At 35.5% G+C, this 12078-nt stretch carries 15 protein-coding genes; 9 read left to right on the plus strand and 6 right to left on the minus strand.

Going from position 1 to position 12078, the window contains the following annotated elements; genetic code table 11:
• Nucleotides 1–187: 187 nt before the first annotated feature.
• Together CER22_RS07180 and CER22_RS07185 are read left to right on the plus strand one after the other, a co-directional pair.
• Complete coding sequence (locus CER22_RS07180; protein WP_000446106.1) at nucleotides 188–682, plus strand: Lrp/AsnC family transcriptional regulator; 495 nt, start codon at nucleotides 188–190, stop codon at nucleotides 680–682.
• 128 nt (nucleotides 683–810) lie between these two features.
• Nucleotides 811–1266, plus strand: a complete 456-nt coding sequence (locus tag CER22_RS07185; RefSeq protein ID WP_048545675.1) for an N-acetyltransferase — start codon at nucleotides 811–813, stop codon at nucleotides 1264–1266.
• A 65-nt stretch (nucleotides 1267–1331) separates the two neighbouring features.
• Here CER22_RS07185 and CER22_RS07190 read toward each other — a convergent pair whose 3' ends face one another.
• Nucleotides 1332–2102, minus strand: coding sequence for an SDR family NAD(P)-dependent oxidoreductase (locus CER22_RS07190; protein ID WP_088062077.1), 771 nt, complete (start codon nucleotides 2100–2102; stop codon nucleotides 1332–1334).
• A gap of 137 nt (nucleotides 2103–2239) precedes the next feature.
• Here CER22_RS07190 and CER22_RS07195 point away from each other — a divergent pair, with 137 nt between their 5' ends.
• The 5 genes from CER22_RS07195 (at nucleotide 2240) to CER22_RS07215 (ending at nucleotide 5818) form a co-directional block, all read left to right on the plus strand.
• A complete protein-coding gene (locus tag CER22_RS07195) occupies nucleotides 2240–2599 on the plus strand; it encodes a MerR family transcriptional regulator (protein WP_088062079.1) in 360 nt (119 codons plus the stop codon).
• Between the two features lie 413 nt (nucleotides 2600–3012).
• A complete protein-coding gene (locus CER22_RS07200; RefSeq protein ID WP_048545668.1) occupies nucleotides 3013–3357 on the plus strand; it encodes a DMT family transporter in 345 nt (114 codons plus the stop codon).
• Nucleotides 3358–3359: 2 nt separating this feature from the next.
• Complete coding sequence (locus CER22_RS07205) at nucleotides 3360–3674, plus strand: DMT family transporter (protein ID WP_000539670.1); 315 nt, start codon at nucleotides 3360–3362, stop codon at nucleotides 3672–3674.
• Between the two features lie 151 nt (nucleotides 3675–3825).
• Nucleotides 3826–4404, plus strand: a complete 579-nt coding sequence (locus tag CER22_RS07210) for a TetR family transcriptional regulator (protein ID WP_001993037.1) — start codon at nucleotides 3826–3828, stop codon at nucleotides 4402–4404.
• A gap of 211 nt (nucleotides 4405–4615) precedes the next feature.
• Complete coding sequence (locus CER22_RS07215) at nucleotides 4616–5818, plus strand: MFS transporter (RefSeq protein WP_048545666.1); 1203 nt, start codon at nucleotides 4616–4618, stop codon at nucleotides 5816–5818.
• A 128-nt stretch (nucleotides 5819–5946) separates the two neighbouring features.
• Here the strand turns inward: CER22_RS07215 and CER22_RS07220 are convergent, their stop codons facing one another.
• Nucleotides 5947–6285 carry a winged helix-turn-helix transcriptional regulator gene (locus tag CER22_RS07220; RefSeq protein WP_061113258.1) on the minus strand — a complete coding sequence of 113 codons (339 nt, stop codon included), beginning with the start codon at nucleotides 6283–6285 and terminating at the stop codon, nucleotides 5947–5949.
• A gap of 170 nt (nucleotides 6286–6455) precedes the next feature.
• Between CER22_RS07220 and CER22_RS07225 the strand changes: the two genes are divergently transcribed.
• Together CER22_RS07225 and CER22_RS07230 are read left to right on the plus strand one after the other, a co-directional pair.
• On the plus strand, nucleotides 6456–6995 hold the full coding sequence (locus tag CER22_RS07225; protein ID WP_000511566.1) for an ester cyclase: 540 nt from the start codon (nucleotides 6456–6458) through the stop codon (nucleotides 6993–6995).
• Nucleotides 6996–7014: 19 nt separating this feature from the next.
• Nucleotides 7015–7560, plus strand: coding sequence for an NAD(P)H-dependent oxidoreductase (locus CER22_RS07230; RefSeq protein ID WP_088608519.1), 546 nt, complete (start codon nucleotides 7015–7017; stop codon nucleotides 7558–7560).
• Between the two features lie 120 nt (nucleotides 7561–7680).
• On the opposite strand, the gene CER22_RS07235 is transcribed toward CER22_RS07230, so the two are convergent.
• From CER22_RS07235 to CER22_RS07250, 4 genes are all read right to left on the minus strand, one after another.
• The gene (locus tag CER22_RS07235; protein WP_001063864.1) at nucleotides 7681–7884 is read right to left on the minus strand and encodes a hypothetical protein; all 204 of its coding nucleotides are present in this window, start codon (nucleotides 7882–7884) and stop codon (nucleotides 7681–7683) included.
• Between the two features lie 238 nt (nucleotides 7885–8122).
• Entirely contained in the window at nucleotides 8123–8638 is a 516-nt protein-coding gene (locus tag CER22_RS07240; protein WP_088062087.1) for a type 1 glutamine amidotransferase domain-containing protein, read from the minus strand.
• A gap of 23 nt (nucleotides 8639–8661) precedes the next feature.
• A complete protein-coding gene (locus tag CER22_RS07245) occupies nucleotides 8662–10659 on the minus strand; it encodes a catalase (RefSeq protein WP_142293436.1) in 1998 nt (665 codons plus the stop codon).
• A 191-nt stretch (nucleotides 10660–10850) separates the two neighbouring features.
• Nucleotides 10851–12050 carry an ABC transporter permease gene (locus CER22_RS07250; protein WP_088608453.1) on the minus strand — a complete coding sequence of 400 codons (1200 nt, stop codon included), beginning with the start codon at nucleotides 12048–12050 and terminating at the stop codon, nucleotides 10851–10853.
• Nucleotides 12051–12078 lie beyond the last annotated feature (28 nt).

The raw sequence follows: 12078 nt of genomic DNA on the forward strand, positions 1-12078 counted from the left end.
TATAATCAATGTGAATTGTAAATAATTTTAGCATTTTTCTTCGTTGTGTAATATATTCTTTTGTATAATGGTTAAAAGTCGATAAAATATTTTGTTGTAAATAGTGTTTGTAGAATGATATTCAGTTTTATATAAGTTGTAAGGTGTTTTTTCGAATAATCATCGGTAAGTAAAAGGGGGAATTGTAATGGAGTCGTCTGTTATTAAAGTGTTAGATGATTTGGACGTACAAATTTTAGATATATTGCAGAAGGAGTCTCAAGTAAGTAATGCTGAGCTTGCGCGACGCGTTAATTTATCACCAGCTGCGATGCATGCGAGAATAAAAAGATTAGATGGAGAAGGGTTCATTGATAAGCAAGTAGCCATTTTAAATCAAGAAAAGCTTGGTTTTGATTTGTTATGTTTCATTTTTATGAGTACGAATATTCATCAATCGGATAAACTTGAGGTGTTGGAGAAAGAATTAGAAGCGATGCCAGAAGTGTTAGAATGTCACTGTTTAACAGGAGAATATGATTATTTATTAAAAGTTGCAAATCGTGATCGTAAAGAGCTGGAGCAGTTTATTCGAAAGTTGAATAAGCTTGGTATTACAAGGATACAGACGAGTTTAGCACTTCGTGAAATTAAATATTCGACGGTATTGCCGATACGAAATGAGGAACCGAGCATCGATTAGATTGCTTGGTTTTTTGTTTGTATAAAGTGATTGACGGGGAGAAAAGAGAGATGTATTATTATATAAAATTATGTATTAAAATTCAATTTAGGTTATAAATATTAATATCGGGGACAAGGGGATATAATATGAAAATCTTTAATGCGGTTACGAGTGATGTGAAAGAAATTTATAGTCTTATTGAAGCTTATGCAAAAGAAGGAGTAGTTTTACCACGTTCTCTTTTATCTCTCTACCAATATTTACAATGTTTATATGTTGTGAAAGAAAGCGATGAGATTGTTGGGGTTGCTGGTTTACATGTGTTAGGGGAGGACCTTGCAGAAGTTCGGTCGTTAGTCGTCTCGCATACATATGCAGGGAAAGGAATCGGGCGTATGTTAGTGAACCATGTAATAAATGAGGCAGCGAAAATAAAAGTGAATAGAGTCATTTCTTTAACATATGAAACGGAATTTTTTCAAAAGTGCGGGTTTGATTTTGTGAATAGAGATGCGTTACCAGAGAAAGTATGGATCGATTGTAGACATTGTCCAAAGGTGGATTATTGTGATGAGGTGGCGATGATTCGATATGTTGGGTGAAATTTTCAGAGAAAAAAGGCCCACTATTATGTACGTAATAGTGGGCATCTATATTTTAGGGGAATTTAAGAACTTGAATTCGTTTTTCTTACCGCAAAATTAAAAATGGGATTTTTAAGCTCATAGTTATAAGTAGAACCATCGACAAGCCCTACAACTTTATCGCTTTCGTAAAGATCAAGCATAAATTGTGCCATTTGTTTTGCGGTGTGGAATTTCGGTACAACATTATCGTATTGGAATTCATCAATATCAAATGAACGTTTTGCAAATTCTGTTTCAGTTGCACCAGGTGCTAAAACCTTTGCTTGCAGTTTTGCACCTTGTTGTTTCAATTCGTGAGATAAACCTTCTGTAAATGCACTTACATAGAATTTCGTAGCGCAATACGTAACAGCATCAGCAACGATTGTGTATCCACCGCCTGATGAAACGTTAATAAGTTGTGTGCCATCAACCATTGAATAATCTCGAACGAAAAGAGAGGAGAGTATTGTTAGTGCTTCTATATTTACATGTAACATCGTTTCTATTTTATTTAAATTTTGTTCAGCAATGGAGGCGAAATTACCAAAACCGGCGTTGTTAATCCACGTTTCAATTTGAAAGGCTTGTAGGCTTTCATACAGCTTATAAACATTTTTCGTGATAGATAAATCCGTTCTTCGAATAACAACATCCAATTCTGGATTCATTTCGTTAATTTTTAATTTTAATCCGTCTAATTCTTCTTGTCTTCGAGCTACAAGTATTAAGTTCTTTCCGCGAGCTGCAAAGGCTAAAGCCGATTCATAGCCAATTCCAGAACTTGCACCAGTAATAACAGTGTATTTCATATAAAATCCCCCTAAGTTCAAATAAATATATTATGGTTAGATTTTATTTGTTAGAGTATACTCTAAGTCAAATGTTTTTTATGAATTTGATAAGGCTATAAAATATATGAGGGTAAGCACGTGGAGGGAGTTAGAGTATGTACACAATTAGCGAGGTGGCTAAATTAATAGGAGTGAGTACACATACACTACGTTATTATGAAAAGGAAAATATATTAATTGCAAATCGCGATACAAATGGGAATCGAATGTATGCAGAGTCGCATATAAAGTGGTTGCAGTTTGTAATGAAATTAAAACAAACGCAAATGCCAATAGCGAAAATAAGAGAATACGCTAGATTATATTTAGAAGGGGAGCATACAACCGAAGCTCGTTTACAGCTCCTAGAAGATCATAGGAAATCTATTCAGATTCAAAGAGAAAACTTAGTAATTACAGAAAAGATGCTGGAGAATAAAATTATTGCATATAAGGCCTCTTTGGAAAGTAAATAGAAAACATAATCCGACTCTTAATTATTTATGATAAAAATGGATTTGATCTCATAGTGTGCCGGCAAATAAAAAAGAGCAGCTAGCAAAAGCTAACTGCTCTATTCAAGGGATCTCTCCAAGGGGGAGTGGAGAAAATATTATGTTACTAGCAGTATTGACGGGTTATTAGGAAATATACAAATCGGATGAAAGAAATTTTAAATAATCTTTCGGTATTGACAGTTTTTAAAATATTCATGTACAATACATATGAATGACATTCAGTCATTTTCGTATGGCAGGATTTAGTTAGTTTGGCAATGGAACAAATATAAATGGTAAATGAGGATGATAGTTGTTTATATATTAGTGATGAAGGAGTATATTTTTTTAAAACAAAAATGACTGATAGTCAGTCATAAGAGGTGAGAGGTATGAAAAATAGAGCTTGGTTATATGTCATATTAACATGTATCTTTGAAATTTTTTGGGTGTTTGGTTTTAATACCGCGGATACTTGGTGGCATTGGATTATTATTTTAGGAGTTATCGCTGTTGATTTTCACTTCCTTTCTAAAGCGTGTGAACATCTTGCGACAGGGACTGTATATGCCATTTTTGCCGGAGCTGGTACGGTAGGTACTTTCTTAATGGATGTATTCCTTTTCGGCGGGAGTTTTAGCGTAGGGAAACTATTCTTTATCATGATGGTTGTAGCCGGTGTTATCGGTTTAAAGCTGGCTGATAATAAAGAAGAAACTGTGGAAGGAGCTGCTTAAAGATGGGTTGGTTTTTCGTATTTTGTGCTGCAATTAGTGAAATAGTCGGTGTGATTGGTCTTAAAATGTATAGTAAAGATAAAACGTTAGCAAATGGTGCAATTTATATAGGTGGATTTGCTACATCCTTCGCATTCTTGTATACATCTTTCTTATTTTTACAAGTAAGTGTCGCTTATGCGGTTTGGATTGGTATTGGAACAGCAGGTGCCGTTTTATTAAACATGTTCCTGTTTGGTGAGTCGAAAAGTAAAGCACGTATCATTAGTGTGGCTCTTATTGTATGCGGAGTGACAGGATTAAAGGCTCTTTCTTAAAGATATATTGTATTTTATCTCCTAATGGTTTATTAGGAGATTTTTATTATTAAAAAATGATTTCCTCTTAGAGTTCACTATCATTGACAGTACAATCGATTATCTTATAAAATGAGTGACAGTCATTCAATATGTGTGTGAAAGGGTTTAGATGATGAATAAAAAAGAAAAAATTGTCTATGCAGCTATTGAAGTGTTTCAGGAAAAGGGCGTTGAAAAAACGAAGATTTCTGATATCGTGAAATTGGCTGGCATTGCACAAGGAACTTTCTATTTATATTTTCCTTCTAAGTTATCTGTTATGCCTGCAATAGCAGAAGTAATGGTTGAAAAGATGATACTTGCAGTGAAAGAAAAAGTGCAAAATGATGCGCCTTTCTCAAGTAAAGTGACGCAAGTAATAGATGCGGTGTTTCACTTTATAGCGGAATATCGTGAAATACAAGCTTTAATGTATGCGGGTCTTGCATCTACAGAGCATATAAAAGAATGGGAAGCTGTGTATGAGCCTCTTTATATGTGGCTAAGCGAGTTTTTAAGTGCGGCGAAAGAAGCTGGTGAAATTCGTGATTCGGTTCACGCGGAAAGAACGGCTAAGTTATTTATCGCTCTTGTTGAATCTGCAGCGGAACAAGTTTATTTATATGACCATAAAGATGATGAGCAAGTCGAGCTACAAAAGGCAGAAGTACTAGATTTTTTAACGCATGCACTACATATAAAGAAGTAGTAAGATGAACCTGTCTGAAAAGGTAGGTTCATTTTTGAGGAAAACTGAATGATAGTCATTCACCTAATGCGTATGTATGTGTGGAAGGATAGAGTGAAATTCTAATGAGTGGGGGCATCTCTACTCATGACTAGCCCACAAATAGCAGGATAAAGAAAAAACTTCTTGGGCATTATTTTTTTGAGGAACTTACGGGAAGAGGTGTTAAAAAGTGAAGAAACCGATAAAAGAACAAAAGATGGTATTGGTCATTCTTTTGAGTAATATATTTATCGCTTTTTTAGGGATTGGATTAATCATTCCGGTTATGCCGTCCTTTATGAATGACATGAGTTTAACAGGGAAGACGATGGGATATCTCGTTGCAGTATTCGCAATGGCTCAGCTCATTACGTCACCTATTACAGGCCGGTGGGTCGATCTTTACGGTAGGAAGAAAATGATCATCATTGGATTATTTATTTTTGGTGTTTCAGAACTTCTTTTTGGATTAGGAAAAGATGTCTGGATGCTTTATGCAGCACGGGTGTTAGGCGGAATTAGTGCGGCGTTTATTATGCCTGGTGTTACGGCATATGTTGCGGATATTACATCTATGCAGGAACGTCCAAAAGCGATGGGGTATTTATCAGCAGCGATTAGTACGGGTTTTATTATAGGACCTGGAATTGGCGGATTTATTGCAGAATACGGTATACGTGTGCCGTTTTTCGTTGCAGCAGCAATTGCCTTTATAGCATGTGTAATTTCGATCTTTATTTTAAAAGAACCGTTAACGAAAGAAGAACTTGCAGAGATTTCTGCTAACACGAAAGAATCAAGTTTTATTGGTGATTTAAAGAAATCATTACATCCAATGTATGCAATTGCATTTATTATCGTATTTGTACTCGCATTCGGATTATCAGCGTATGAAACTGTGTTTAGTCTATTTTCTGATCATAAGTTTGGATTCACACCGAAAGATATTGCGGCAATTATTACGATTAGCTCCATCTTTGGGGTAGTTGTGCAAGTATTTATGTTTGGTAAATTGGTTGATATGTTCGGTGAAAAAGTGTTGATTCAAATATGTTTAATTGTAGGTGCAGTATTAGCGTTTGTTTCAACTGTAGTCTTTAATTATTGGATTGTACTTCTCGTTACTTGCTTTATTTTCCTTGCATTTGATTTGCTTCGTCCAGCTTTAACGACATTTTTATCAAAAGCAGCTGGAAAAGAGCAAGGATTTGTTGCTGGTATGAACTCGACTTATACGAGTTTAGGAAATATTGCAGGACCAGCGATGGGCGGAATATTATTTGATATGAATATTCATTATCCATATGCATTTTCAGGAGTTGTTTTAATAGTTGGTCTTGGCATTACATTTATGTGGAGAGAGAAACAGCTAGCTGAAAGTTTTGCGAAGTAATAAAACCCCTTACGACGGTAAGGGGTTTTTATTTTATCCCGCTTTAATGGGCAGTAAGACCCCCGCCTCAAAATTCACTGAAAGCAAAGAATTTAGGTGGGGGATCAACTGCCCATAAAAGTTTCACTTTATAAGCTTAATCCAAACCGTTTTAATTCAATGAAAATCCCCTCTAATTGCTTTCCTTTATCCGTTAATGTGTACTCTACACGAGGCGGAACTTCTGGATATACTTTTCTCGTTATAATGCCTTGAGATTCTAGTTCTTTTAGTCGAAGCGATAATGTTTTCGGGCTAATCCCATTCATTGATTTTTGTAAATCACTAAAGCGTAATGTTCCTTCGATAAGAAGGTCGCGAATGATTAAAAACGTCCATTTTGTACGAATTACGTCAAGTGTTTTAGCGATAGGACAAGGTATGCCAGGTAAACCTTTCGTTAATTCAACTGGATCTATATTGTTCATGGAACTAGCCTCCATAAAATTTTTTTGGATGAATTTGCTTTATAGTATCACAAAACTATACTTTTGGTAACTATATGAAAAAAATATCACTACTTCCATAAAGGAAGTTAGTGCATATACAATAGCAATATGAAATACAAAGGGTTTATATGAAGGAGGAGGTGATTTTCATGGGGATAAAAAAGTTGTTTGGATTCCTTAGTTTGTTTGTTGTTTGTATTGTACTTGTAGCATGTAGCGGGGAACAAAAAACGGAAATCCAGTTATTAAAAGAAATGCCAAAGCCAAAAGCGATGACAATTGATCCCTCACTAAGTAAAAAGGAAGCGACCGAAATGGTTCATGCAGCGCAGCGTTTTTATGCATTTTGGGATACAGGTAAGGAGGAACTTATTCTGCAAACTGTTTCTGAAGATTTTTCCGATAATACATTGCCGAAAGGGCGACCACAAGGCACTGAAGGATTAAAGTTTGCGGCACAAAATTTTCGTAAAGTCGTTCCTAATATACATTGCGAGATTGAAGATTTATTAGTCGTCGGTGATAAAGTAACAGCTCGTCTTTCTTTTACAGGAACGCATAAGGATAAGAAAATCAATTTTTTTGCAATTGATATTTTACATGTGAAAGACGGAAAGATAACGGAAGACTGGCATTTAGAAGATAATCTTACGCTGAAACAACAACTTGGGTTAATAGCCGAGGAATAAAATAGGGGAGAGAAAAGTGATGAAAAATATATTTATTATAAATGGACATGAAAAATACGGTACGAAAGAAGGACGATTAAATAGAACGTTAGTTGATTATATGGTAACGGTATTAAGTGAGAAGCATCATGTGAAAACAACAACGATTCAAGATGGCTATAGTATTAAAGAAGAACAAGAGAAGTTTTTATGGGCGGATGTTGTGATTTATCAAACACCGATTTACTGGTTTAGTGTACCGGGCTTATTTAAAACGTATATGGATGAAGTATATGAATATGGTTTGTTCTTTAAAGGTGCTGATGAATATGGAACAGGTGGTTTATTAAAAGAGAAGCAGTATATGTTTTCTACAACTTGGAATGCACCTGAAAAGGCATTTGGAGATAAGACGAAGTTCTTTGAAGGGGAAAGTTTAGAGTCAACGCTTAGCCATTTACACCGCGTGCAAAAGTTTCTTGGCATGAGTCCGTTAAAGAGCTTTGCTTGTTATGATGTGGTGAAGAATCCTACAATTGATAAGTATTTAGAGAACTTGAAGAATCATTTAGAAGAAATCATTTAATAATTACAGCCATCCCCATATTTAATGCGGGGATGGCTGTATCCATAATTTCGCAAAATTTGCCCAGCCGAATGAATCAATTGTTACATTTTTTAAAGAAGAAGGGTATGTTTTTTCTTTTTAAAACGGATCAACTTCAGCTAAATTTGGAGTAGTACTAGGCTGTAGCAAAAGATTTTTTAACGTTCCTACTTCAGAAAGAGCTACTAATATGTAGCCACTAATCAGTACAATAAGCCCAATGACGCGTAACGTTTGTAAGCTTACTTCATTATTATTCGTTTCCGTTGGATTTGGGGGCGTTGAAGGTGGATTATTGTTCATAGCTAGGCTCCCATCTTTTTTTATTTATATATGTGTAAAATTATTATTTAACTTATGGATAGGAATCGTATAGTCATTTTCACTATATGAGAAATGCCTATGAAAAGTGATTAGAAATTTGGGGACGAAGAAGGGAGGAATCCACAGGTCATTAAAAATGATATTCCTTTTTAATTTTCATACAAATAAAAAGGTTAACCAAAGTAGCTAAACAGCTATTTTGGTTAACCTCTAATAACTATCCTAATATACGCAATGATTCTTCAATAAACGCTGGGATATCCTCCGGTTGTCTACTTGTTACTAGCTGATTTTGGCATACGACAACCTCTTTGTCATGAAAATTTCCGCCGGCATTTTTCAAATCGACCGAAATGGATTTATATCCAGTCACATCACGTCCTTCAAGCGTTTGGGCAGTGATGAGTAATTGGGGGCCGTGACAAATAGCAAAAACAGGTTTTTTCGCATCCATAAATGCTTTGCTAAAGCGAACGAAACGTTCATCTGCACGAAGTATATCTGGGGAAAATCCGCCTGGTATGAAGAGGGCATCAAAGTTCTCTGGAGAAACATCATCGATACCTTTATCAATTACAACTTCACTTTTTCCTTGTTTACCGTGTACCGTTTTACCTTTTTCTGCTTCAATAGTTGTTAATTCATATCCCTTTTGTTTAAAAGCTTCTGCTGGCTCTGTGTATTCTGTGTCCTCGAAATAATCTGTTATTAAAGTAGCAATTTTTTTACTCATTCTAATCCGCTCCTTACATTATATTATCGGTTCCAGAATCGTCCTTGGGCAATGCCTTCTATAAATGATTCAATTGAAGTATCTGTTAAGTTGTAAACTCCTCCTCCATCCAGTTTAACCTTACTATGGTCTAAAGCATGAGGGTCGCTAAGGACATAGGCTATCGGTTTAAAGTGTTTAAAAGTAGTTTCTGCAAATTCTAAAACAGGGGGTTTAATGACAGATTCACTACTAAACACTAAGACTGCATCAAAAAGTGAGGAGTCTGCTGTTGTATAAGTATCCGTTACTTTAATAGAATCATTGAAATGATGAATTTTATTATCTATGATGCCATAGTTAATTCGGTGCTGTGCAAAAGCTTGAATCCATTCGAACAGAAGGGAAATGCTTGGATCGCCATTTAATAGAATTGCCACATTTTTGGAATCAGCTTTAAAAATAGTATTGGACATGCTGAGTGCAGGTGATTTTGCATCCGAATTTATTTCTTGATTTTCCTTAGGCAAGGGAGCTCCAATCATGTTAGCGACTTCCTTTGCTAATTGACAATCGACGTGGTTTAAAAGAGCAATTACATTTGCCTTCACCATGTCTGATTTGCACTTCCCAACTTCAAAGCAAAATGCGTCTTTTATGTGCTGCTTTTCAATAGCATTCATACTATTGTAGAAAAGTTTAGCCTGAGAATAAAAGTTAAGGAAGCTTTTACTGCGCCCCCTAATTTTATGTCCATCAACCTTTTCTTGATAATGTTCATATCCGCCCTGTTCGGCTTGGACGGTTGCTGGTTGATTGTTATTTAAGCCATTAGGATGATAGCTTGTTTGACCGCGATGAATCTGCATTTGATGCATACCATCACGTTGATTATTATGAAAAGGACATACAGGCTGGTTAATAGGAATTTGGTGGAAATTAGGACCTCCTAAACGAGATAATTGTGTATCTGTATAGGAGAACAATCTTCCTTGCAGAAGAGGATCATTTGAAAAATCAATACCTGGTACGACATGGCCAGGGTGAAAAGCTACCTGTTCCGTTTCGGCAAAGAAGTTATCAACATTTTTGTTCAGTGTCATTTTACCAACTAGTTTTACAGGAACTTCTTCTTCAGGCCATAGTTTCGTTGGATCTAAAATATCAAAATCAAATGCATGCTCATCTTCTTCCGGAATTAACTGTAATCCAAGCTCCCATTCCGGATAATCGCCTTTTTCAATTGCTTCGTATAAATCTTGACGATGGAAATCAGGATTTTTCCCAGCAATCCTTTGAGCCTCATCCCATACTAATGAATGAACCCCTAGGGTAGGTTTCCAGTGAAACTTTACGAAGTGGGCTTTTCCTTCTTTATTAATAAGTCGAAATGTATGAACTCCAAAACCTTCCATCATTCGTAAACTACGCGGAATTGCGCGATCACTCATCTGCCACATAACCATATGAGTAGACTCGGGATTATGCGCAACAAAATCCCAAAATGTATCATGAGCACTAGCTCCCTGAGGAATATCATTATGTGGCTCTGGTTTAACTGCATGTACAAAATCAGGAAATTTAATAGCATCTTGGATAAAGAATACTGGCATATTATTACCTACTAAATCATAGTTACCTTCATCTGTATAAAATTTTGTGGCAAATCCGCGCACATCTCTTACTGTGTCATTGGATCCTTTAGAGCCTTGAACGGTCGAGAACCGTACAAATACAGGTGTTTTTTTTGAAGGGTTAGTAAGGAAATCTGCTTTTGTATATGCCTCTAAAGATTCATAAAGCTGAAAATAACCATGTGCGCCAACTCCGCGCGCATGAACAATCCTTTCAGGAATTCGTTCATGATCAAAGTGGGTCATTTTCTCGCGAAAGTGGAAATCCTCCATTAAGGTTGGGCCTCTTAAGCCCATCTTTAAAGAAAATTCATCCTCGGCTATTTTTACTCCTTGGTTTGTTGTTAAAGCGTGTTTGCATTGATTATCTGTAATGTGATGTTCCAATTGCTCCATTTTCTTATTCACAATATAGGCACCTCCTTTGCCCTGTTAATTTAATACATACCCTTTTTATTAGGACGTAAACATGTATTATCGTTTTTATATGTAAAATTATAAAATATCGATTGTGCCGATGATTCTTGTTTGAGGAGGAAAAATAAAAACGCCAAGGAGAGAATTTATTTTCTCCTTGGCTTTTATGATAATCCCTTTCGTTAAAACGAGGAAACGCGTTGCTTCGTTTTTGGTACAATAATACATTTGATCCAGAGTAACCCGACAATCATAATGATAAGGCTATGTAAAAATTGTCCTGTAGCAATGAGTATAACAATTGAAAATACAATGAGTTGAATGCTTAGCAATATAAAGATTAAGTGAAGAAATTGATTCATTCGTTTCTCAGTATCAATTGGATATAATGCTACAATAATATTTCCCGAAAAATATTTCCATAGGGAACGGAGCTGCATAGAAATCATATATAGGACGATGTAAGCGATAGCGCCTTTTACGTATATGTTTGGTATAAAATATAAGGCGAAGGCACCGATCAACCCTAAACGAATATATATACCGAAATAATCATTCCCACGTAAAAATGCTAGTGTATGTAAATAGAAGAAAGTTGCTCGTTTTTTATGTAATAAAGGTTCAATCCAATTTGTAAGCCATTTTCTTTTACTTACTTGCTTATTTAGTTGTGGAACATCGGTGAAAATGCTAGCAAATTGATAAAAACGGACGTTCATTTTTTCTTCTTGTTCAATTATGTAATCCCATGGTATTCGTTTTGTAGGCTGTTTTTTCATGTATAGAAGTAGGAAAGCAAGTAGTAAGAGCAATCCGCCTAATATGAGAACATGTGCCGAGTAAAATAGCATGTAAATGATTAGGGCGTTACAAGCAATACGAATAATGAACCATATGTTTTTTTCATGGCTATCACGCCACATCCAATGTATGTACATGTTCCAAGCTTTCGTAATCATTAAAACGATAAAGATTGTACATAAGAAAGGTACAGTTAATTGTAATGATTGCAGGGCAAGTGGAACGAGAATAAGGAACGTAAATAATAATGGGAAAAGCTGAATGATGTAATTATATAGAAGAGATTTTTTAAAATAAGACGTTAGTTTCTTTTCTAATGCAAGCAAATAGACAGCATCAGGTTTTTGAATAAATGTACGGATAGGACATCTCGTTATAATCGCTGTTAGGACGATTGTAATAAGTAATAAAGATAGTCCTTTAGAAGGAGCTGTCTTAAGAAACTTTGCGTAATAGTAAGCACCTATACAGGCAACGAAGATAAAGCTATATAGTAAACCGTTAATCATACGTGCAAAGTATGTAATGATATTTTGCATATGTTGTTGGAAGCGGCTGCTCCATAGTGATTCAATTGACATGTTTTTCACCTCTTTGTTCTATTATATA

The sequence above is a fragment of the Bacillus sp. K2I17 genome (genome assembly GCF_002209985.1).
In the GTDB taxonomy this organism is placed as follows: Bacteria; Bacillota; Bacilli; order Bacillales; family Bacillaceae_G; genus Bacillus_A; species Bacillus_A wiedmannii.